21 protein-coding genes and 1 tRNA gene are annotated in these 21,494 nt (G+C 45.6%); 3 read left to right on the plus strand and 19 right to left on the minus strand.

Annotation, left to right across the window (positions count from 1 at the left end; genetic code table 11):
* Positions 1–6 precede the first annotated feature (6 nt).
* The 12 genes from lolA to RIG61_08625 form a co-directional block, all read right to left on the minus strand.
* Positions 7–684, minus strand: coding sequence for an outer membrane lipoprotein chaperone LolA (gene lolA, locus RIG61_08570; GenBank protein MEQ9619212.1), 678 nt, complete (start codon positions 682–684; stop codon positions 7–9).
* Positions 681–2,981, minus strand: coding sequence for a DNA translocase FtsK 4TM domain-containing protein (locus RIG61_08575; protein MEQ9619213.1), 2,301 nt, complete (start codon positions 2,979–2,981; stop codon positions 681–683). The genes lolA and RIG61_08575 overlap by 4 nt, the downstream gene beginning before the upstream one ends.
* Positions 2,982–3,250: 269 nt before the next feature.
* Positions 3,251–3,976: an MBL fold metallo-hydrolase gene (locus RIG61_08580; GenBank protein MEQ9619214.1), complete on the minus strand. Its 726-nt coding sequence runs from the start codon at positions 3,974–3,976 to the stop codon at positions 3,251–3,253.
* Positions 3,977–4,141: 165 nt separating this feature from the next.
* Positions 4,142–5,605 carry an NADH-quinone oxidoreductase subunit N gene (locus RIG61_08585; GenBank protein MEQ9619215.1) on the minus strand — a complete coding sequence of 488 codons (1,464 nt, stop codon included), beginning with the start codon at positions 5,603–5,605 and terminating at the stop codon, positions 4,142–4,144.
* Positions 5,606–5,725: 120 nt separating this feature from the next.
* Positions 5,726–6,529 carry a molybdopterin-synthase adenylyltransferase MoeB gene (moeB, locus tag RIG61_08590; GenBank protein ID MEQ9619216.1) on the minus strand — a complete coding sequence of 268 codons (804 nt, stop codon included), beginning with the start codon at positions 6,527–6,529 and terminating at the stop codon, positions 5,726–5,728.
* Positions 6,530–6,540: 11 nt separating this feature from the next.
* Positions 6,541–6,957, minus strand: a complete 417-nt coding sequence (locus RIG61_08595; GenBank protein ID MEQ9619217.1) for a M67 family metallopeptidase — start codon at positions 6,955–6,957, stop codon at positions 6,541–6,543.
* Positions 6,948–7,895 (minus strand): cysteine synthase family protein, encoded by a 948-nt coding sequence (locus RIG61_08600; GenBank protein MEQ9619218.1) that lies wholly within the window; start codon positions 7,893–7,895, stop codon positions 6,948–6,950. The genes RIG61_08595 and RIG61_08600 overlap by 10 nt, the downstream gene beginning before the upstream one ends.
* Entirely contained in the window at positions 7,895–8,131 is a 237-nt protein-coding gene (locus tag RIG61_08605) for a sulfurtransferase TusA family protein (protein ID MEQ9619219.1), read from the minus strand. Before RIG61_08605 ends, RIG61_08600 begins: the two co-directional genes overlap by 1 nt.
* 339 nt (positions 8,132–8,470) lie before the next feature.
* Positions 8,471–9,184: a phosphoribosylformylglycinamidine synthase I gene (purQ, locus tag RIG61_08610; GenBank protein ID MEQ9619220.1), complete on the minus strand. Its 714-nt coding sequence runs from the start codon at positions 9,182–9,184 to the stop codon at positions 8,471–8,473.
* A gap of 1 nt (position 9,185) precedes the next feature.
* On the minus strand, positions 9,186–9,437 hold the full coding sequence (purS, locus tag RIG61_08615) for a phosphoribosylformylglycinamidine synthase subunit PurS (GenBank protein MEQ9619221.1): 252 nt from the start codon (positions 9,435–9,437) through the stop codon (positions 9,186–9,188).
* 22 nt (positions 9,438–9,459) lie between these two features.
* Positions 9,460–10,299 carry a ParB/RepB/Spo0J family partition protein gene (locus RIG61_08620; GenBank protein MEQ9619222.1) on the minus strand — a complete coding sequence of 280 codons (840 nt, stop codon included), beginning with the start codon at positions 10,297–10,299 and terminating at the stop codon, positions 9,460–9,462.
* Positions 10,277–11,083 (minus strand): AAA family ATPase, encoded by an 807-nt coding sequence (locus RIG61_08625; protein MEQ9619223.1) that lies wholly within the window; start codon positions 11,081–11,083, stop codon positions 10,277–10,279. The genes RIG61_08620 and RIG61_08625 overlap by 23 nt, the downstream gene beginning before the upstream one ends.
* Before the next feature lie 395 nt (positions 11,084–11,478).
* Between RIG61_08625 and RIG61_08630 the strand changes: the two genes are divergently transcribed.
* Both RIG61_08630 and RIG61_08635 read left to right on the plus strand, forming a co-directional pair.
* Complete coding sequence (locus RIG61_08630) at positions 11,479–12,309, plus strand: M23 family metallopeptidase (GenBank protein MEQ9619224.1); 831 nt, start codon at positions 11,479–11,481, stop codon at positions 12,307–12,309.
* 8 nt (positions 12,310–12,317) lie between these two features.
* Positions 12,318–12,764 (plus strand): polymer-forming cytoskeletal protein, encoded by a 447-nt coding sequence (locus RIG61_08635; protein MEQ9619225.1) that lies wholly within the window; start codon positions 12,318–12,320, stop codon positions 12,762–12,764.
* 20 nt (positions 12,765–12,784) lie between these two features.
* Here RIG61_08635 and RIG61_08640 read toward each other — a convergent pair whose 3' ends face one another.
* On the minus strand, positions 12,785–13,243 hold the full coding sequence (locus RIG61_08640; GenBank protein ID MEQ9619226.1) for a copper chaperone PCu(A)C: 459 nt from the start codon (positions 13,241–13,243) through the stop codon (positions 12,785–12,787).
* A gap of 42 nt (positions 13,244–13,285) precedes the next feature.
* The gene (locus tag RIG61_08645) at positions 13,286–13,894 is read right to left on the minus strand and encodes an SCO family protein (protein ID MEQ9619227.1); all 609 of its coding nucleotides are present in this window, start codon (positions 13,892–13,894) and stop codon (positions 13,286–13,288) included.
* A gap of 586 nt (positions 13,895–14,480) precedes the next feature.
* Between RIG61_08645 and RIG61_08650 the strand changes: the two genes are divergently transcribed.
* Positions 14,481–14,552: transfer RNA gene (locus RIG61_08650), tRNA-Met, on the plus strand.
* Between the two features lie 50 nt (positions 14,553–14,602).
* Here the strand turns inward: RIG61_08650 and RIG61_08655 are convergent.
* The 5 genes from RIG61_08655 to RIG61_08675 form a co-directional block, all read right to left on the minus strand.
* Entirely contained in the window at positions 14,603–16,882 is a 2,280-nt protein-coding gene (locus tag RIG61_08655) for a Stf0 family sulfotransferase (GenBank protein MEQ9619228.1), read from the minus strand.
* 363 nt (positions 16,883–17,245) lie between these two features.
* Positions 17,246–17,647, minus strand: coding sequence for a peptide-methionine (R)-S-oxide reductase MsrB (gene msrB, locus RIG61_08660; GenBank protein MEQ9619229.1), 402 nt, complete (start codon positions 17,645–17,647; stop codon positions 17,246–17,248).
* 218 nt (positions 17,648–17,865) lie between these two features.
* Positions 17,866–19,443: an MFS transporter gene (locus tag RIG61_08665; protein MEQ9619230.1), complete on the minus strand. Its 1,578-nt coding sequence runs from the start codon at positions 19,441–19,443 to the stop codon at positions 17,866–17,868.
* 633 nt (positions 19,444–20,076) lie between these two features.
* Positions 20,077–20,928 carry an SDR family NAD(P)-dependent oxidoreductase gene (locus RIG61_08670; protein MEQ9619231.1) on the minus strand — a complete coding sequence of 284 codons (852 nt, stop codon included), beginning with the start codon at positions 20,926–20,928 and terminating at the stop codon, positions 20,077–20,079.
* Positions 20,929–20,979: 51 nt separating this feature from the next.
* Positions 20,980–21,465: a MarR family winged helix-turn-helix transcriptional regulator gene (locus RIG61_08675; GenBank protein MEQ9619232.1), complete on the minus strand. Its 486-nt coding sequence runs from the start codon at positions 21,463–21,465 to the stop codon at positions 20,980–20,982.
* Between the last annotated feature and the right edge of the window lie 29 nt (positions 21,466–21,494).

The raw sequence follows: 21,494 nt of genomic DNA on the forward strand, positions 1-21,494 counted from the left end.
TTAATCTCACTCTGTCAGGGCGGATGTCGGGGGTTTTATAACCTCAACGCCCTCGGGCGCCTTAAAACTAAATAAAGAATCCGACACCCCCCCGTCTAATTCAATATCTTCAAGAATGACTTTTGTCAAATTACCGAAGGGATCGTATAGATAGATGATGTTCACGATCATGCTGTTTTTATCTACAGAGACCGTAACTTTATTGTAATCCTCCTCACCCTCTTTAGGCCAAAGATCGATGAGGTAGTTACCGTTCGTCTCAAATTCCCTCGATTCCGAAAAACTCGCCTTGAAAAGCTCCTTTATCTTACCGAGTCCGGAAAGCAGAGTCGTCGTAGTCCCGGTTTCGGATACCTGATTGAGAGGAGACTGCACCACCTGTTTTTCTTCCTCATTGTAGTACCATAGGGTCTTTCCGTCCGATACTATTTCGTCTTTCGCCGGTTGGTAGTAATTCCATCTCATCATCCCGGGCTTTTTGAACCAGACCTCACCCTCCGCCTTCTGAACCTTGTTTAACGCCTTTACATTCGCTTCCTGCGTAAAATCCGCATGGAAGTCCTTTATCTTTTCATATTTATTCTGAATCTTATCGAGAACCGCGTCCAGGTCATCATTTTGCTGTGAAAATGCCGCGGTCGTGAACAAAAACATCCCGAGAACTGCGATAATTACTTTTTTCAATTTGTTTGCCTCTCGCTAATTTGGTTTAAATCTATAAACACTTCTCTGGGCTTACCCGCAACTTCCTGCGGCCCTACAACGCCTTCTTTCTCCATAATCTCCACAATGCGGGCCGCCCTGTTATAACCTATTTTCAGTTTCCTCTGCAGCATCGAAATAGACGCCTGCCCCGTTTCCGCTATAGTCCTCAAAGCTTCCTGATATAGCTCGTCCTTTTCATCGTCAAGCTCTGCCGACCCCTCTTTTTCGTCGATGAATGTAATCTCTTCATTGTATACGGGCTGTCCCTGAGATTTTACGTACTCGGTTATGCCTTCCCTTTCCTCATCCGAAATCAGAGCGCCCTGCACTCTCAGAAGCTTGGATGTGCCCGGCTCCAAAAACAGCATATCCCCTTTGCCGAGCAGTCTTTCAGCTCCTCCCGTGTCCAGGATAATACGCGAGTCGATTTTAGAGGACACGAGGAATGAAATTCTAGCCGGGAAGTTGGCCTTTATCAGCCCGGCTACAATGTCTGCCGAAGGACGCTGCGTTGCCACTATCAGATGTATTCCCGCGGCGCGCGCTTTCTGGGAAAGCCTGGTTATCGACTCCTTTATTTCGCTCGGCGCAATCATCATCAAGTCGGCAAGCTCATCCAGCACAATAACGATGTAGGGCAGGAGCTTGTCCCACTTGTCCTCGGTCTGTAGCCGCTCGACGTGTTTGTTGTGAGTCTCAATGTCCCTCACTCCCTCTTCGGAGAGTATCCTGTATCTCTTGTCCATCTCCTCTACAGCCCATCTAAGCGCGGCCGCTGCTTTCTTCGGTTCCGTTACTACGGGGTGAAGTAAATGAGGTATGTCCTCATATACAGACAGCTCCAGCATCTTGGGGTCTATCATTATGAATTTCAGCTCGTAGGGACTCGCCTTATAGAGCATGCTTGTAATTACCGCGTTTAATAGCACGCTCTTACCCGAGCCCGTCGTCCCCGCAATCATAAGGTGAGGCGCCTTTCTCAGGTCCATATAAAAAGGAAGGCCCGAAATGTCCTTGCCGAGCGCCAGTGTAAGCATGGATTTCCTTTTTGAGAACTCCGGATCCTCAAGGAGCTCCCTCAGAACTACAATCTCTCTCTTAGGGTTCGGAACCTCGATACCGATTACGTCCTTCCCCGGTATCGGGGCAATGATCCTGATGCTGAGCGCGCTCAGGCCCATAGCGAGATCGTTCTCGAGAGAAGCTATTTTGTTAATCTTGATACCGGGCGCAGGCTTATACTCGAACATAGTGATTACTGGACCCGGCCTTATCTCGGTAACCTTGCCGGATACTCCAAAATCCCTCAGCTTCTCTTCAATCAGTCTCGCTTTTTCATAGACCGCTTCCCTGTCTATCTCTATATTTGTCTCCACCTTGGGATCGAGCAGATCGCACGGAGGGATATTATAATCCTTGTGAGACACTTCCAGTTTGGGGGAGAAGTCTTCGAGCCCCTCGAGTTTGGGCTGCTCCAGCACTATTGCCGGCATTTGTTCTTCCAAAGATTCCCCGGAATCAAAGTCTTCCGCCTGAAAATCGTCTGCGGAAATAATAAATTCGTCATCCCGTTCCGGCTTACCGTAAAAGGATATGGAGCCGTTGCCCGAACTGTGTGTGGATCCTGAAACGATGCGTTCTTTCGGTTTAAACAGGGATTCTTTCAGTAACATTAATGATTCACCAATTTTCAAGACTGTATACTTTGACCCGTTATATATATTTTCGGCAGTGAATACCGTGACCCTTCCGAGCGCTCCCAGTAAATCGGAAATTGTGACACTCGATATAATTATTAAACTCACCAGCAGCAATATTGTTACAATCAAATATGAACCGATGTTCCCCGCGACGCTGTCTCTCATCACGGAGGCGAGCGAGTTCCCCACCAGTCCCCCGGCGGGGCTAAATCCGAGCAGTTCCCTGTTTGTGTAGAGAAGTCCCAGAAATACCATCCCGGACACGAAAAATAGAAAAGCCGACGCGGTCTTCCTGTAGAGATTCCCACCCGCTTTATTAAGGAAAACTACGACGGATGTGTAAAACATAACTATCGGCACAACAAAAGCGAATACCCCGAATGTCTTCCCCAGGATTCCTGATACATAGACGCCTATAGCTCCCATGGCCCCTTTAACGTCCGGGCCTGATTCGGAGCTGTAAAAAATGAGGCTAAGGGCCGAAAAAAGCCCCACCGTGAATAAAAATGCGGCTATTATCTCCCTTACAATAGAGTCGGATGGTTCCTGTCTGGTAGCGTTTTTTCTTCTGGCCATAGATTGTTAAAGCTAATTATACAATACACAGGATAACTATTCAAAATTGTTGAGTTTCAAACGCGGCCTACCGATCAATGGCGAAATATCATTATGGTGTTTAATCGGATACCCGCTGGCGCGTGATAAAAGAAAGCTGCGTTATAAAACTGAAATTATTACATGGTCGTCCATTTCGGACTCATCTTTGCCAGACTTCGGCTCATAAAAGGAGTCCGCATCAGAATTGGACCTTTCGCGATACGACTTAAAACTAAATATGAAGACTTTTAGTTGCCGAACGCCTCTTTGAGCACCGGGTCCAGCCCATGTAGCAAACGTTCACAATTGCCATTAAAGCTGGACCCATGCATAATTGCAAGCGTTTTGGGTTTAAGACCGGCAAGCTCGTGCAATAGTCGTTTTGTGTTTGCAGTGTAAGGCAGATAGTCCATCAGCGGTCCCGTCTGATAGTCAGTTATAGCCTTCCGCGTCCGCTCAAGGATTTCATCGGACTCCGTGACAGGCTCCACTTTGCCAGTTTGATGAAAAAGGTCGGAGCAGAACAAAGTGGCGTTTGTTTCTTCAAACAGCGATCCTGCGTCCCACCCATGTGGCAAGTGAGGGGTTGAAATAAATCGGAAGCGATATTTCCCGGTGGTGAGCACATCTTCTTTCTGGAGGCCCCGCGGCGGCCGATTTGCAAAATCGCTAATGTTGACAAGAGCCCCAACCACACTGCAGACCGGTTCTGCCAAAGGTGCTGCCTCCAGCCATTCATTAAGGGCGCCGCACTCGTCAACCTCAAAATGACTCCAGCTTATATAGCGTATAGTTTTTGGATCAAGCAGTTTCGATACAGCCTCGTACAGTTCGGGGAACATCTTTCGCATACCGGTGTGATAAATCAGCGGTTCCTCATCTCTGACAACAAAATGGTTAAATTGCAAGTCAAAGTCCCTAACATATATGGATATGCGATACACATCCGGGGCAATTTCGGTCACTGTAGCCATATTTAACCTCCTGAATTTTTCTAATCAATTTGTTGAAAAGTATTTAAGGATGGTAACATTCCAATTCACCCTCGTCCAATCATTCACAAACACAGTCATTGCTTTCGAAATTATACATTTCGTGGATAAAAATATAGTTCACTATTAGTAAAGGCTTGTGAGAAATCACCCGCCGTGGAAGGCGAGAAGCACGGAGCTTGCCGCCTCTATTGCCAGGTCCCAGGAGTCGAAGGGAAATACTCCCAGCACCAGCGTTCCAACAGATAAAACGATTAACGCAAATGAGGACGCTATCTTGAAAGAAGGGAACGTCCTTGTCTCCTCCTTCATGTAGGCGTAGACGAGAACCCTGAGATAGTAATATGCGGAGATAACGCTGCTCAGTATACCGATTACGGCGAGCCAGTAAAAACCGGCATGCACAGCGGAAAGAAAGACCCTGTACTTGGCGAAAAACCCTATAGTCGGAGGAATGCCGGCAAGGGAGAACATAAATATTCCAAGAGCCAGGGCGACATACGGCCTTCTTCCCCAGAGACCGGCTATATCCTCGAAAGTCTCGCATTCCCTGCCTTCCCTCGAAAGATAGGCCAGCACCCCGAAAGCCCCGAGGTTCATAAACGTATAGGCGAAAAGGTAGTAAATCACGCTTCCTGCGCCGAGCTCCTCTCCGCCGTATGCGGCCACCACGCCTACGAGTGCGTATCCGGCGTGAGCTATGCTCGAGTACGCGAGCATACGCTTGATGCTTTTTTGCGCTATGGCGGCTACGTTTCCGATAATCATTGTAAAAACAGCCACGACCCAGAGAACTGGCATTATGCTTGCCTGCATCTGATAAAACCCCTCGAAAATCACCCTCAGAAGTATTGCGAACGCCGCCGCCTTGACCCCCACCGACATAAAGGCCGTCGCCGTCATCGGCGCTCCTTCATATACGTCAGGCACCCATTGATGAAGGGGAAACGCCCCTATTTTGAAAATAAACCCTACGAGCACAAGCGCGCCCCCGGCAATGAAAAGGGGGCTCGACGGATCGAAGCTTTTTAAGATCTGAGTGAGGTATACAGAGCCCGAAGCCCCGTAAAGAAGCGCAATACCGTAAAGCAATATGGCGGATGAAAATCCTCCCAGAATAAGATATTTGATTCCCGCCTCGGTCGAGCGCGCCGATCTCCGGTTGAAGGCCGAGAGTACATAAACCGATATGGACATGATTTCAAAACCGAGGAAAAGGGACATGAATTCCTGAGCGGAAGCGAGGATCATCATCCCTGAAGTGGAAAACAGTATAAGCGCGTAAAACTCGTTTGAATAATGTATAAATCCCGAAAGGTAGTCTTTCGACAGCAATACAGCGAGGAATGCGCCCAGGAGAAAGATAACGTTGAAGTAGGCGGCGAACTGATCGAGCGCCAGAGCGCCCATAAACGCGGATTCGTCCGCTCCGAACCTCTTCAGGTTAAGTACGAATGCGACCCCGAGCCCGGCGAGCGCAATCAAGAAGAGGTTTCTTTTTGGAGATCCCTTTGTAACGGGGTCGAGAACGATTAATATTAATCCCGCTATAACGAGTGAAATTTCCGGTCCTATCAGAAGAGTGCTCTTAAAAACCTCGCTTAAATCCATTAAGGGATTCTCCGAAATTTAGTGTGTATAAAAATTACCAGACGGCGACTTTGACGAGTTAGTATGAGTGTGCTCAAGGGGGTTGTCAAGTTTAAAAGCGGTTAAGAATGGAGGAGGTTTTCACAATTCACAGTCGTACTGTGTGTATTCCTCTACTTCATTAATTGAGGGGTTCTCACCGCATAGACGGCACCCGGGGTCCCTCTTTACATTTACCGTGTTAAAGGACATATCAAGAGCATTGAATATGAGCAGGCGGTCAACGAGCGGCTCTCCAATCCTGAGTATCTGTTTTAAGGCTTCCACTGCCTGAAGCGTCCCTATAGTCCCCGCGACCGCGCCGAGAATGCCCGCTTCCTGACAGCTCGGCATCATTCCCTCGGGCGGTATCTCCGGATAAAGGCACCTGTAACACGCTCCCCCGGCATAGGGCTTGAAAACTGACACCTGCCCCTCGAACTGAAAAATAGCGCCTGAAACAAGTGTCTTTCTCTCGAAGTAACATACATCGTTTAAGAGATAGCGCGTCGGGAAATTATCCGATCCGTCTATGATAATATCATAGTCCCTGATTATGTTCCTGATGTTGTTCTTTGAAATCGGGTCGTTGTAAACAACGATGTCAACGTCCGGGTTTAATTTTTCGAGTTTTTCCCTTGCCGAATCCGTCTTGGGCTTGCCTATATCCTCCGTATAATGGAGAACCTGCCTGTGGAGGTTTGAAATATCGACTCTGTCGGAGTCGGCTATTCCGATTTTACCGACACCGGCAGCTGCCAGATACAGGGCTATAGGAGAACCCAGACCGCCCACCCCCAGACAGAAAACCCTCGCTCTCAGAAGACGCGCCTGCCCCTCGCCTCCGATCTCAGGGAGAAGAATATGCCTGCTGTATCTGTATATCTGATCTTCTTTTAATTCCACTTCTGTTGTTTTTAATCCTCTATTAATTCTACCGCCGCTTCGTTAAAATGCGAATCGAAATCCTCGAGCACCCAGGCCCTCGCGTCGTTATACTTTCCGCCGTTTATCGAAAAAATCATATACACCCACTCGGGCCATGCCCTTTGACGGTCCGTTTCAGAGGGCAGCGAAGGGTGATCCGGGTGAGAATGGTATATCCCCAGAATTTCCATACCGTTGGCTCTGGCCCACTCGTCCGCTTCCTTGAAAGATTCGGGGTCAAGGTCATATCTATCGTGCGCCCTTTGGGTATTCAGATTTTTGCACTCCCTATAGTCGGTAATTTTCCCGTCGGCGCCGATAAGAACCCCGCAAACCTCGTGAGGGAACCCCGATTCGGCGTGTTTAATTATTCCGCTGTGCGCTGACCGGGCCATTTTTACCACCATATGCCCCCGCTTAAGTACCTGTAACCGCCGTCGGGGAAAACGGTTACAAGTACCCCTTCCTTGAGCTTTTTCGCATATTCCAGAGTCGCATAGGCTACCGCCCCCCCCGAGTGCCCTATGAAAATCCCTTCCTTCTTGAGAAGTCCCTTCATCATATGATAGGCATCTTCCGTTGTAACCCTGACCAATTCATCGGGATATCCCGAATCGTAAATTCCCGGCACGATCGAGGTCGGCATATGTTTCATCCCCTCAAGCCCGTGAAGCGCCTCAGCAGGCTCGACAGCTATGGCCCTTACATCGGGGTTAAGCTCTTTAAGCCTTCTCGAAGTCCCCATGAATGTTCCGCTTGTTCCGAGCCCCGCAATGAAATGCGTCACCCGGCCCTGCGTCTGCTCCCAGATTTCCACGGCGGTCGTTTCATAGTGAGCTCTAGGGTTCTCAGGATTGTTATACTGATCCGGCATAAAGTATTTTTCGGGATTTTCCTTCTTAAGCTTTCTGGCGAGGCGAATAGCGCCGTCCGAGCCCTCCAGAGGGTCTGAATAAATTATTTTCGCCCCGAATGCCTGAAGAGTCTTTTTTCTTTCGATGTTGATATTAAGCGGCGTAACGAGCTCGACCTCGTAACCGAGAGCGGCTCCTATCATTGCGTAGGCAATCGCTGTGTTTCCGGAGGAAGAATCCATCAGTATTTTATCGCGGGTAAGCTCCCCCGAGCGAATGCCGTCCATTATCATCCACAGAGCAGGCCTGTCCTTGACCGACCCCCCAGGATTAAACCACTCGGCTTTGGCGTAAACCCCGACATCAGGACTCAGGCCTTCGGTGATATGGGCTAATTTGATGAGCGGAGTACCACCGACGAGCTCGGTTACCGAGCCCGCCGTTTTTAGCCTGCTATCCAGGGTATTTTTTCTTGCCAGGGATAAATTCATCAGCGGCGCTCAATAAAAAGTTTGTAAAAGTCCCCTTCCTGGCGGATATCGAGTATCTTATGCCCCTCGGCAATTACGCTCTTGGGGACATTCGTAAGAGGCTCTCCTTCTCTCAGAGTCACTTCAAGTACCTGACCCGAAGACATGGTTTCAAGCTTGAGCTTGGTTTTTACGAACGTCATGGGACAAATCTCTTGAGTGATGTCTATCTGATTATCGATTTTCTGTGTTTCCATATATGTTTTACCCCCTACTATCTCCCCTCAATATTGAAAATTTTTCGATTTTAAGAGTACCATACGGGTGAAATATCCACAACCACGCGGGGTGCGTAATGAGGATGGAAAATGCCGGTATTGCGTGCCGGTGAGCGAATTTTTATTATCAGGAAGAAGAGATCATTTATCCTCCGGCTTAATATCAATTACGGAATTATCGCGCTCTAAATTCCTCTTCCGGATTTGCTTATTTTTTCCACCCGCCGACATTTTACAGAGCCAGAAGGCTATGATGATTATCAACATAAGTAACAATAACTTTGTCATTACTGTTTTCCTATTCCAACTCCTTACTACCTATGCCTGGCTCTGTGCTTTCTCGTTTTGCGCGAGCCAGGATATAACGGATTCGAATATCAGTCTTCCGTCCGTACCCGAAAGCAGCTCTTCAGCGCACCTCTCGGGATGAGGCATCATACCCAGCACATTGCCCGCTTTGTTGCAGATTCCCGCAATATTTTGGACGGAACCGTTAGGATTGGACTCAGGTGTCGTTCCGCCTTCTGCGTCGCAGTATTTGAACACGATTTGCGTATTTTCCGTAAGCAGGTCGTCCTCAGTGCAGAAGTAATTTCCTTCCCCGTGAGCGACCGGAACTCTGAGAACGTCTCCAATCTTCAGATTACCCGTAAACACAGTGTCATTATTCTCGACTCTGATATTAACCCATCTGCATACGAACTTGAGCGAAGAGTTTCTCATAAAAGCCCCCGGGAGAAGACCCGCTTCAACAAGGACCTGGAAACCGTTACATATACCTATCACGGGACCTCCGCGTGAAGCGTAATTTTTAACGGATTCCATAATCGGGGACAGGCTTGCTATCGAGCCCGTCCTCAGATAATCGCCGTAGGAAAAACCGCCCGGCAGCACGATGCAGTCGAACCTGCCAAGATCGATATTCTCGTGCCAGACGAATTCACAGCCCTGGCGTAGAACATGCTTCAAAACATGATAGCAGTCGTGATCACAGTTGGACCCGGGGAATACCACGACTCCGAAGTTAAACATTTTACTCCTCAACCTCTATGTCAAATTCCTCGATCACAGGATTTGAAAGGAGCTTCACGCACATATCGTTGACCCGCTCTCTTGCGCCCTCGGCGCTTGTGTCTTTTACTCTTAGCTCAATGAGCTTTCCTATCCTCGCGTCCTCGACTTCGCCGTAACCGAGATTGTTTAAAGCCATAAGTACGGATTTTCCCTGCGGATCAAGTACGACAGGTTTTAATTTTACTTCCACTTTTACTTTGTATTCTTTCATAGATTTTTTCAATTCTGCGCTATTATTTATTTCCGAGCAAATACCCCGCGATTCTCTCAAGCTCATCCTCAGAGTAATACTCTATTTCAATCTTCCCCTTGCCGTTTTTATATATAATTCGGACCTGAGTGCTGAGGGCCTTTTTTATATCATCGCTTAATTGCTTTACGTAAGGGTTTTCTATCCCGGATACGGCTTCCGCCGTTTTCTTTCCGGACATTTTCTGAATCAGGCTTTCAGTGTTTCTTACAGAAAGCTGCCGCTCTCGTATTGCGGCAAGCACGAAGCTCGCGTCGGAAGATGATTCCACACTCAGTATGGCGCGCGCGTGTCCGGCGGTAATCTCTCCGTTTATAAGAGCGCTCTTCGCGTCCTCCGGAAGTTTTAAAAGCCTGAGTTGATTTGTAATAGTCGACCTGTCTTTTCCGATCTGTGAGGAGACCTCTTCGTGAGTCAATCCAAACTCCTCTATAAGATGTTGATAAGCATTGGCTTCTTCTATAGGATTCAAATCTTCACGCTGCAGGTTCTCTATCAGGGCAAGCTCGAGCGCCTCCCTGTCGGATACATCTTTAATAATGACAGGCACTCTTGCCATACCCGCCCTCTGTGCGGCTCTCCACCTCCTCTCTCCCGCTATAATCTCATAGCCGTTGACAGTCTGTCTCACAACGAGAGGCTGAAGAATCCCCTTTTCCTTTATAGAAGCCGATAACTCGGCGATAGATTCATCGTCGAATTCTTTTCTGGGCTGGAGAAAGTTAGGTTTGATTTCGTTTATGCCGACAAGGGTCAAGCCCTGCTGCTTGTTCTCTTTCGGTATCAGAGCGTCCAGCCCTCTACCCAAAGTAGCTTTTTTCAATTCTCTCCCCTCCGTTTTTCACAACTAACTCATGCGCGAGTGAAATATAGCCTTCCGCCCCGGTAGATTTTATATCGTAAAGCAATATCGGTTTCCCGAAGCTCGGTGATTCGGCAAGTTTTACATTTCTGAAGATTACCGTCTCAAACACTTCCTCGTTAAAGTAGGTCCTTAACTCATTAGCTACCATATGGCAGATTTTGTTTCTTGAATCGAACATGGTCAGCAAATAACCCTCAACACCGAGCTCGGGATTTAACCTTTGCCTGATCAGAGAGATCGTTCTTTTCAGCTGGCCCAGACCTTCAAGGGCAAAATACTCGCACTGGACCGGAATCAGAACCGAATCGGCGGCAGTGAGCGCATTCACGGTCAACAGGCTCAGCGAAGGAGGGCAATCTATAAATATATAATCATATTCATGTACCACGTTATTGATCGCCTGCTTGAGTCTCCATTCTCTGTTCTCAAGATGTATCAGCTCGACCTCGGCCCCGGTCAGGTCCGGATTAGCGGGTACAACCGTAAGATAACCTTTCAAGGATTCGGGTTCTACCTCAAGCGCTATATCCTTTATATTCGTATCCCCGATAATCGCATCGTAAATACTTTGCCCGACTTCCTCTTTATCAATGCCCACCCCGCTTGTTGCGTTAGCCTGGGGGTCGAAGTCAATGAACATTGTTCGTTTTTGCGCTGCTGCAAGAGAAGCGGCAAGATTTATAACCGTTGTTGTTTTTCCCACCCCGCCCTTTTGATTTGCGACACAGATTACCTTTCCCATTTCCCACTGCTCGAACTATATCGAGATACAATCCTCAATTAAATTCATTTTAATGTTGTATAAATTAAACGCTCATATTAAGCCGGCCATTTCTAAATTAATACCCCTCGCAACAAGATAAATACTACCATATTATCCATTATAATCTTTCACCGCAAGACTCCGACGACAATTCGGGATTTAAGCGATAAAGGAGTTACAGCTCAATTACATGTTCATATTTGCCGGGTAAAAATAGGGAATTTTAGAAGTTTGCCGGGGACTTCAATTATGGGGTTGAATTTAACTCAGAATAAATGTATGATTGCACTTCTGTATCAATGAGATGACTTAGAAATCTCAGTGTCTGGTTGCCCGATAGAGTCTGGTCGCCCTAATATTTCAAGGAGAGGAATATGGATAAGCATAACCTTACTGTAATGTTGATTACCCCCGGTAGTAAAGGTCCCAAAGCACTTCACTTTAAAAAATCCCATTTGAAAATAGCCCTTTTTACAATAACGATTTTAACAATAGCTTCCTTATCTTCTTTCATCGCCACCTATACGTTCTACAAGGATTCCGAATCCAAGACTCAATCTGTAAAAAAACTTGCGAAAACCATTAACTCGCTGAGTCATAACCTGAGTGAAAACAAGCAAACCGAAGCCAGTCTCAGGGTTAGATTGAAGGATATTGAAACGAAGTTGCTCGAAATGCAGGAAATGCTGGACAAAAAAGGCATTAAGAAAAAATTGGCTGTGGGAGGGGAATTTATCCCCGTGGATAGATTGAGCGTCTCCTATGTAGATTACATGAAAAAGGATATAGACGAATTATTTAACACCATGAAAACCCTCCCTGTGGGCTCCCCGCTACAGGGGAAAATAAACTCCGGCTTCGGGTACAGAAAGGACCCTTTTAAATCACGGGTAGGTTTTCATTCAGGAATTGATATAGACGCGAACCTTGGCGACCCGATTGTAGCTACGGCGGACGGCACGGTAAAAAAGGCCGGCTGGCAGAGTAGTTACGGAAAAACAATAGTAATAAGACATAAAGACGGTTTCGAAACCATATACGCACATTTATCCAAAATCACCGTGGAGGAAGGACAACAAATAAAAGTCGGAGAGGTAATCGGGAAAGCAGGCTCAACAGGGCGCTCAAGCGGCACACATTTGCACTATGAGGTGATCAGAGACGGGAAGAAAGTAAACCCGACCAACTTTCTATCGCTAAAATAATCATGAGTATGTTCGGAAGGCAAAAGGGCGGAAAGCCCTCAAAATCCGACGTCAAACCCATCACGACGTCTATCGGTGAGGAGTGTATATTCGAAGGCAACATCTTAACCACATCACCAACCAGAATAGACGGGACCTTAAAAGGTAAAATATCAGGAGATAACAGCATTATCGTGGGAGAGCGCGGCAATGTTCTCGGCGAAATTAAAGCGCTTGCAACTATAGTGTTCGGAAAGGTAGAGGGTATAATAGAATCCGAAAAACTCGAGATAAAAAGTACGGGCACAGTTACGGGAGACATATTCATAAACACGTTGATAGTTGAGGACGGAGGGACTTATAACGGAAGGTGCGCCATGGAAGCGAGCATTGATAATCTCATGGCAAAATCTAATGTAAATAGCTCAAAAGAATTTCCCGCCGGTACGATAAACCTGGAAGTAAAACAAAAATAAATCAGCTTGTATCCTTCGAATTAGTGATGATTGTGTTTTCCGTGATCGTCATCAATTCCCAGAACCACCGCCTTAATCTCAACATCACCCGCTTTCGCAAAAGTTAAATCAAGATCAATTTCATTTTTATCCGTTAAAGGCTCTTTGAGATCAATCAACATAATATGAGCGCCCCCGGGTTTTAACTCTATGGTCTCACCTTTGGGGATATCGATTTCCTTCTTCATCTCCATTTTTGCTACGCTTTTATCGTCAACCGTTGTAACATGAATTTCAGCACTCCCCGATATTTCAGAAGACACGTCGACGAGCTTATCATCCTCATTCCCCTGATTTTCGATAGTAAAATATACGGCTGTAATGCTTGACGCGGGGGGAACTTCCCTCACCCACGCATCCTTAATGGCTATCCTGTTTTCTGCATGAGAAAAACCCGCGGTCAAGAATACTAACATCATCGATATAAGAACTTTTTCCATAAATGTCTCCTTGAGTAATCTTTCTGCAAATCTATATCGACTTTACAGAATCCTTTTTACATCCTTCGCTATCTCCTCAGGGTCCATCTTGGCCTGAGGGTATCTCAATATTATCATTCCGTTAGGGTCAATCAGATAAATCGATGATGTATGTCCCATGAGGTACCCCGAAGTCGAATCACTTTCCTCTTTCATATAAAATGCGCCGAAGGACTTAGCGACTAGCTCAATTTCCTCGGGTGTGCCCGTAAGCCCGATGAAGCTTTCGTTGAAATAGGGAACATAATTCCTGAGCGCCTCCTGATCATCCCTTTCCGGGTCTATGGTGATAAAAAGAACCTGCACCTCGTCCTTATCCTCACCCAACTGATCCACCATGCTGTTTAAAGTGGACATGGTGACCGGACAGATATCCGGGCAGTGGGTATATCCGAAGAACAGTAAAACAAGCTTCCCTTTGAAATCACTGAGGCTTACTTTCGAGCCGTTCTGATCGGTAAGCGTGAATTCAGGCGCTTCCCGTTCAAAAGAATGGCCGTAGAAATCCGATTTACCCTTTATATCATATATCTTGTAGAGTATGACTCCCCAGCCTATCAATATTAGCAGCAGCACCGTGAGCGAAATTATGAGTATTTTATTTCTTTTCATCTTTCCTTGAGTGAAACGTCAACCCGTCTTTTCAGGATGCCCGTTATAATATACCCGCAAAAACGGCACCCATATCAAGAAAATCCCGCATATTTTATAACGAGATACAACTAAGTCCATTTAATATAGAGACGCACCCAAACTCACGTGCCTTAAAAACAACAAAAGGGAATGCCCGGAGCGTGTCGCGAGCATTCCCTTTTAAAGGAGGATGGAGGATGAATTGTTAAGTTTTGCGTTTAAGATTAGTAATAAAAATAAAGTATTTTACTTAAGATGTCAAGCGGGAATTTGCAATATTTTTTAAATTGTCATAACTCACTTTTATTATTGCAATAATTTCACCTCCGAGCAGCAATTAAATATCATACCCTCGCGTTTAAAACGGTGTTTCTTAACTATTCTGCACTTATTACAGGATGCTATAATTAACGGACGACCTCGCAGGCTTGCAACTTGAAAGTCCCGTGATATATTTTCAGGCTTGAATTTTAGCGGAGTGGTGGTTTCTTATTTTTAAAAGTTACAGGGCGTTAGAGGATTAATACTCGAAGAATCTGAGGCACCTCTCTTTATCCAAAAATCCGGCGGCGTAGCTCAGAGGTAGAGCAGGGCTCTCATAAGGCCTGTGTCGGTGGTTCGATTCCACCCGTCGCCACAATAATTACAATAATTTAAAGCATTGCCCCCCGGTTTTATCATTTCATGTTAGGGGGTTTTCCTCAATAACTTTTTTATAAGCCGGGAATCGGTGCTTGAAGCGATAAAATACATAATTCCTCTGACCCTTATGTAACTCCAATACATGTAATTCAAAAAAGTAATAATCGCTCCCTCGTAAGGTAAATATCGTTCTATCACATGATACGTCTTTTCTCTTAATCGTATTCGTCTCTCCGTTCGTTTTATATTTTTAATCCCGCTGTCGAAATCTTTATCTACCTTACACCGGCCAATATCATCGGCTCTTTTAAGGTTCATGAGCCATTCCCAATAAAAGGCGCTTCTCTCATCCCAGGGTTTGGGATTGAAAATATGAAGTACGTATGCATTTAAATTTTCCGCAAGACCCCATCTCGTATGTGGAGGTACATCATAGGAATCACGATTTACCTGAGCGACAAGGACATTAAAAGTATGATTCAGCTTTCTCCACCTATGGTAAAAGCAAAGATTGAATGATAATTGATCGCCGTGTTTGCTTATCATTTGGTATTTATCCATCGTCTTTTTGAGTTCCATGAACAAGTCATCGGTAATGATATCCGTAGAAAATGCAAAGAATCCTGCACCAAAAGGCTGCGTTGATAAGTCATAGCGAATATTCAAGCCTTTAATTGAATCCATACATTCCTTCCTGTCCAGGTGCCTCTCTTCAATATCCTTGTCATTGACGATCTGATCGAGAAGTGTCGGGCTCCAGTCTTCAACGGCCCAAAAACCTTTTACTTCCTTCAATTCGTGCAGTGTTTCTTTTACGATCACGTCAAGATCGGAATAAACAACAGTCCTCCACTTCTTGAAATAGGGGGTAAACATATGAAACTTATCGGCGAGACAGGCGTGCATGCCCCCCGGCTCTTCTTCATAGAGAGGCGCGGTATGTTTGATGATAATGCCCCTCTCCCTGAACCACGACAGATCCTCTTCCGGAATATCGTGAGCTAGCAGAAGATAATCCCCGTCCCAGCCTCCGTTGAAGTACGCGCTTGAAAACAATTGTTTCGCCATGTCGATGTAGTTTCTGGTAGCCAGTGTTACAAGAACATGTTTTTTTTGTCGGCCTTTTTTTACACTTACATCTTTAACGGGCTCGACCCATTCAAGCCTCTTTACCATGTCTTTTCCGTATTCCTTTTCCAGATCCCTAGTAAATTTTTCGTATATCTCCTCTGTAAACTCATCCGACTGTTTTTCCGTATCCGGTGTAAAATCCGCATGAGCGTGGCTCTCAGACAAATAATTAAGAACTCTATTCACCGCTTCTTCAGGGGTCTTTATCATATCCTCATAAATGATTTCTATGGGCTGGATTTTCTTTTTCTTAAAGAAGCTCCTCCAGTCTTCATCATTTTTAACGAAATTAATCAGATGTCGTTTAAGCCTGGAGTAATCATAGTGTAATTTTTTATTGTGCTGTTTTTTTACGCTGTTTTTGATGTTTCTTCGAATGTGAAAAATCCCGGTGTTTATAGCTCTCCAGTCTGAAATGGCCTGTCTTAACTTGTTTCTTCGAGATAAAAAAACATAGGCGGAATTGTCCAGGAGATCTTTGAACAGCTGTTGCTGGTTTTCGTCAAGCTCTGGATATGTTTTCTGATTGAATTTTTGAAGTGACGACCAGTGCACCTTTATCCCGAAAACACCATTCGGGGTTTGATTAATTTTTAGTACTCCTTCCAGCACATAACCGGGATTAATCATACCTTGTTCCGTCAAAACGCTTAGTCTCTCCGAGATATACTCATCCGGATATCCCAATACTCCCGTCTTCTTAAGAAGCTCGCAAAGCATTGTGCTTCCGGTTCGTCTTGACGACGCAACTATGTAAGTTTTTTCGGGTAGTTTTTTTTCCTTATCAGTTTTTTTTAATTGCTCAAACCTTCCATATGTAATGAGATAACTCTCAAGCAACAAACATAAGGGGATATACTGACTAAGATTTCTTCTGACCCTCATAGAAATTTCATCCTTCTGATGGTGTTCAGCTATAAAGATTAGATCAATTCCTTGCTTGCTTCCGCTCTGCTTAGTCCGAAGCCCCGGCACAAGCTTTTCTATTTGATTCGGAGTTATAACAGTGCTTATTCTTCTTCGCTGTTCGGGGTCGGCAAATTTGACTATGTTTCTTGCCGCTTTTTGGTTCCCTATAACCACTATATCATAGTGTCTATTGTCTATGACGCGCCAAAATTCATTTGAAATTCTTCCAATTACCCTTTCACGTTGAGCACGTTTTCTTACCAATTGTATTAAACCTTCAATCATTTTCTACTCTGAATTTATGTTGCTTTTAATCAAATGCCCGAAATCAACTGAGTGGCCACGAAAATCTTATTTTATTATAAATAAAATAAGTATATATTCCTAAGTTTTAAAAGTAACAATCCGCAGATTCTTACAATTTAACGTGCTCCGTAAAAGTAAACCTGGATATAAGCCGAGGAAAGAACTTAAAAAAGTTATATGATATAGAGCCTACTCAAAAACTGTGAATTAATAGCAATTAAACAAAACCTGCTCCTGAAAATGGTGGAAAATTTATTGGAGTCCGTATAAAGCGCTACGAGAAGCTAATTAATTTAACCCTTTAGCAACTTTTAAGGTTATAAAATTTACACCTTGTGATAACTATTCTTCCTCCTTTTCAAAATCCAGCGCGCAGGAATTTATGCAGTAACGAAGCCCGGTAGGTCTCGGCCCGTCAGGGAATACATGGCCCAGATGAGCCCCGCAGTTACTGCATACGACTTCGGTCCTCGTCATTCCGTAACTGTTATCGGCTTCCTCGGCTATCTTTCCATCCGCGGCAGGCTGCCAGAAGCTCGGCCATCCCGTGCCTGACTCAAATTTAGTATCGGAGCTGAAAATCTCCTCACCACAGCCCACGCATTTGTACATACCCTTATCTTTGTGATCATGGTACTTCCCAGTAAAGGGTCTTTCCGTGCCCTTTTGCCTGGTCACATAGTACTGTTCTTCAGTTAGCTGATCCTTCCACTCCGCATCTGTCTTTTTAACCTTTTCAGACATTGTCATCTCCTTTTAATGTCAAAAAAATATATACAATTAATCCCTTTTTAATAATACAATACGACCTATTCTATTCAAACCGAGTCAGCGGCCAAAAATTATTACTCAGCCACGAGCTATAAGTTATCATACTGTCAAATATAATACGTAATTCATAACAAACCGGATTCAGTCAGAGGGAAGGAATAATTGCTATTCTATCATTTTATTAGTCTTTTCTAACCGGGTTTCATTCTTTCAATCGTGAAAAGCGATACCAGGGCGCCTATAAATACGAGCGCGGCCGAAATCTTCATCATCAGTCTGAAGCTTCCGAGAAATGATAATGAAATAGCGCCTCGCACCTCCCGCTTCGTCGTCTTATCAAGATCAGTCGGCACATCTATCGCCGCGAGCTTGATGCGCTGTGAGTCGATAATCTCGACTGTTTCCTCCGTTAAATCCAGAGACGCGAGTTCCAGGTCCAGATTCTTATTAAAAGTCGACAGAGCAAACACACCTAATATGGCTATTGAAAGCAGACCCGCTACACGGCCGACAGAATTATTAATACCGGACGCCACGCCCGAATTTTCCAGATCGATAGAGGTCATGATCGCCATTGTGAGCGGGGATATGGTTATAGCCATTCCCATGCCAAGTACGGCAATTGCCGGGAAGAATGTTGTCCAGTAACTGCCACCGATACCCGGAAGCGTGAACAGGTAGAACCCCACCGTGGCTAAAAGCATTCCAACTATGATCGGAAGTTTCGCCCCGTAATTAACAACCAATCCTCCCGCCCACCTGGAAAACAGAAAGAGAGCAAGCACAAGGGGGAAAAAAGCGACTCCGACTCCGGCGGCTGAATATCCCTGCAGCTGTATGAGGTTAAACGGAATGAAAAATATCGCTCCGCTCCATGCGGCCCAGAATAAAGCGGAAATAAAATTCGCTCCGCTGAATGTTCTCGATTTAAAAAGGCTGAGCGGCATCATCGGAGAAGGCGCGTAGCCCTCGTATACGATGAATGCGACCAGAGAAATTCCTCCGGCTACAAAAGGAACTATCACCTTCGGGTGACCGAATCCCGAGTTTCCTGACTCGATCAAGGCATATACTATACAGCCCAGACTGATAGTTGCGAAAAACGATCCGAGCAAGTCCAGCTTTCCCTCACCGTTGTCCTTCCTGCTTTCGGAGATCTTCCAGTAAAGGACGCTCAACACGCCAAGCCCTATGGGAACGTTTATAAAAAAGACCAGTCGCCAGGAAATATTTTCGGCGAGCCACCCACCCAGGATAGGTCCTAAAGCAGTGGTAATTGCGGTAAATGCCGACCATGTACCGATTGCTCTTCCACGGTCCTCTTCTCTAAAGGAAATATTTATGATTGCGAGACTCCCGGGAACGAGCAGGGCTCCTCCCACCCCCTGAAATGCTCTTGCCACGATCAACTGACTGGTGTTAGGGGAAAGGCCGCACCAAACCGAAGCCCCTGTGAACAAAATTATTCCTATTGCGAATATGCGCTTCCTGCCGAACTTGTCACCGAGCGCTCCCCCAAGCAACATAAGAGAGGAAAGAAATAAGGCGTACGCCTCGACAATCCATTGGACCTGAGGTATCGTCGCGTTGAGTTCAAGCTGCAGCACCGGCAAGACTACATTCATCGCCGTACTGTCGATGAATGCCATACTCGACCCCAGTATGGTGACTATTAATACCCACTTTCCCGCGCTTTTACTGAGGAAGGTAACATTGGATACAGTATCGATTACGGATTTTTCAGGCGCTTCTTTGATAATCTCGCTCATTTAGAAGATAACAAGGTTTATTAATCACTTTTCTAATGTCAACAGGAATGGTCTTTTGGGATTAGGCAAAGGACAATCCTTTATTTAATCAAACATACATTATCATTAAATCCTGTAAACACCAGGTCCCGATATAAAGTTAAGCACATTGGCCGAAATATCACTCTTATATTACCCGCTTGAGCAGAATTTACTGTTTGTGCCCGGCGGGTCGGTAATATACTAGCTAATCGGAGGAATGTTTTAGATACTCGGCAATCTAAGTCCGGTTGCCGGAACCGGGGATAAAGTTATCAACCCGGGTCGTCTTTTTTTTTGATTTACGGCCAGGGTGTCATCGAACACTTCCCATCCACTGCCAAGGGCTGAGTGGGGTGGACGAGTGTTCCTCCTCGTGCGCCTCTTTGTTACAGCCCGGAAGGAATAAAAATAACGAGCAAAAAATAATCAGCATAAAATGTATGAACGTATTTTTACCGACCATATTAATTTTTATAATAGGAAACATTGTCCGATCCCGGTAGAAGACTCCAATACTTCCGTAAACGTCATTCATTCTCTGCGTTAAATTGCTAAGGCTAATAAAGACCCACTATCTGTCAAAGCACATAATTCAGAAACTCCGTGCTGTGGTTATAAGTTATGCTCATAGACATTACCCCTGTATGTGCCGATCAGAGTGGCAAAGATCCTGTTTTCCAAAAGCCTTACAACGAGGTCTCCCAGCCTTGGGGACAATGCGTCCGCGAGAAGAAGCATGTTAGGCTGAAACGGGACTACTATCCTTTGTTGGTTACTATGAATTCCGTCCAATACGGCTTTTGCCACTCGCTCCGGTGTTATAGGCGTCAACCTTCTGAACGGAGGCGGCATATCCTCCTGACTGACCTCACCGAGAAGCGGAGTCTGCGTTAGCGCGGGATGGATTGTGGAGACATGAATTCCGCTTCCGCGCAGTTCCTGCCTCAAAGAATCGCTGAACGCCGTGATAGCATGCATAGCGGAGGAGTACCCCCCGAAGCGGGGAAACGCCTTTTTTCCCACAACCGACGACATATTCATAATATGCCCCGACTGCTGCCGCCTCATTACCGGCAGCACTTCTTTTGTTACATAAACCGTGCCGAAATAATCGACATCGATCATTCGTTTCGTTTTCTCGATATAGTCATCAGCCTCGACCGCACCAACGGACGAGCTACCCGCGTTATTAAAGAGAACGTCTATCCGCCCGAATGTGGAAAGAACCTTTTTGATCGCCCCTTTAACCTCTTCCGGGACTGAGACATCAGCAGGCACGACAAGTACATCGGAATTTATAGACCTTATCTCATCCGCAACTTCTTCAAGCTTATCTCCTGAGCGTGAAACGAGAACCGTTTTCGCCCCTTCGCGGGCAAACTCAAGAGCGGTGGCTCTTCCTATTCCGCTTGAAGCCCCCGTTACTACGACCACCTTATCTTTAAATCTTTCTTTACGACTCATAATTAAACCTCCCATTTTATGTGTAAATACACTTAATATTTTAAAAAAACTCTATTGCGTTTCTTGTAATTGCTCAACCAATCCGGATACATCGGACATCATGGATTTCCAGTTTTCAATTCCTATCATTTCTTTTATTTCATCCTGAGTTTTTTTCCACAACGGAAAGGCCTCCGCAACTTTGTTTCGGCCCTCATCTGTGATGCTCAGCATACGCGTCCTCCGGTCCTCTCCCTGCTGTACCTCTATAAACCCGTTTTTCTCCAACGGCTCCAGATTTCGGGCCAATGTGGTACGGTCCGTGACCAGGATGTCCGCGAGCTTCGATACCGTAATGGGACCGTGAGCTAAAGTGTGGGCGAGCAAGGTGAACTGTGTGCCCCTCAAACCGATTGACCTCATCGATTCATCGAACAACTGTGTTACCACTCTGGCGGCTTTACGTAAATTAAAGCACGTACACTCCGCGCACTCGGCTAAGCTCTTTAAATCAATCGAGCGTTTCTCCTGTTTTAGATGTCGCTGCTTGTTTGTCATAGTTTGTATATTCCTTTTTGTGTATTGTT

The sequence above is a fragment of the Deltaproteobacteria bacterium genome (assembly GCA_040223695.1).
Taxonomy (GTDB): Bacteria; Desulfobacterota_D; UBA1144; order Nemesobacterales; family UBA2774; genus JAVKFU01.

What these genes read in the sequence shown, in the direction of transcription:
- RIG61_08575 (MEQ9619213.1), bottom strand. Translation starts at nt 2,981, where the DNA reads ATGGCCAGAAGAAAAAACGCTACCAGACAGGAACCATCCGACTCTATT.
- RIG61_08580 (MEQ9619214.1), bottom strand. Translation starts at nt 3,976, where the DNA reads ATGGCTACAGTGACCGAAATTGCCCCGGATGTGTATCGCATATCCATA.
- RIG61_08585 (MEQ9619215.1), bottom strand. Translation starts at nt 5,605, where the DNA reads ATGGATTTAAGCGAGGTTTTTAAGAGCACTCTTCTGATAGGACCGGAA.
- RIG61_08595 (MEQ9619217.1), bottom strand. Translation starts at nt 6,957, where the DNA reads ATGGTGGTAAAAATGGCCCGGTCAGCGCACAGCGGAATAATTAAACAC.
- RIG61_08600 (MEQ9619218.1), bottom strand. Translation starts at nt 7,895, where the DNA reads ATGAATTTATCCCTGGCAAGAAAAAATACCCTGGATAGCAGGCTAAAA.
- RIG61_08605 (MEQ9619219.1), bottom strand. Translation starts at nt 8,131, where the DNA reads ATGGAAACACAGAAAATCGATAATCAGATAGACATCACTCAAGAGATT.
- purQ (MEQ9619220.1), bottom strand. Translation starts at nt 9,184, where the DNA reads ATGTTTAACTTCGGAGTCGTGGTATTCCCCGGGTCCAACTGTGATCAC.
- purS (MEQ9619221.1), bottom strand. Translation starts at nt 9,437, where the DNA reads ATGAAAGAATACAAAGTAAAAGTGGAAGTAAAATTAAAACCTGTCGTA.
- RIG61_08625 (MEQ9619223.1), bottom strand. Translation starts at nt 11,083, where the DNA reads ATGGGAAAGGTAATCTGTGTCGCAAATCAAAAGGGCGGGGTGGGAAAA.
- RIG61_08630 (MEQ9619224.1), top strand. Translation starts at nt 11,479, where the DNA reads ATGGATAAGCATAACCTTACTGTAATGTTGATTACCCCCGGTAGTAAA.
- RIG61_08635 (MEQ9619225.1), top strand. Translation starts at nt 12,318, where the DNA reads ATGTTCGGAAGGCAAAAGGGCGGAAAGCCCTCAAAATCCGACGTCAAA.
- RIG61_08640 (MEQ9619226.1), bottom strand. Translation starts at nt 13,243, where the DNA reads ATGGAAAAAGTTCTTATATCGATGATGTTAGTATTCTTGACCGCGGGT.
- RIG61_08645 (MEQ9619227.1), bottom strand. Translation starts at nt 13,894, where the DNA reads ATGAAAAGAAATAAAATACTCATAATTTCGCTCACGGTGCTGCTGCTA.
- RIG61_08655 (MEQ9619228.1), bottom strand. Translation starts at nt 16,882, where the DNA reads ATGATTGAAGGTTTAATACAATTGGTAAGAAAACGTGCTCAACGTGAA.
- msrB (MEQ9619229.1), bottom strand. Translation starts at nt 17,647, where the DNA reads ATGTCTGAAAAGGTTAAAAAGACAGATGCGGAGTGGAAGGATCAGCTA.
- RIG61_08665 (MEQ9619230.1), bottom strand. Translation starts at nt 19,443, where the DNA reads ATGAGCGAGATTATCAAAGAAGCGCCTGAAAAATCCGTAATCGATACT.
- RIG61_08670 (MEQ9619231.1), bottom strand. Translation starts at nt 20,928, where the DNA reads ATGAGTCGTAAAGAAAGATTTAAAGATAAGGTGGTCGTAGTAACGGGG.
- RIG61_08675 (MEQ9619232.1), bottom strand. Translation starts at nt 21,465, where the DNA reads ATGACAAACAAGCAGCGACATCTAAAACAGGAGAAACGCTCGATTGAT.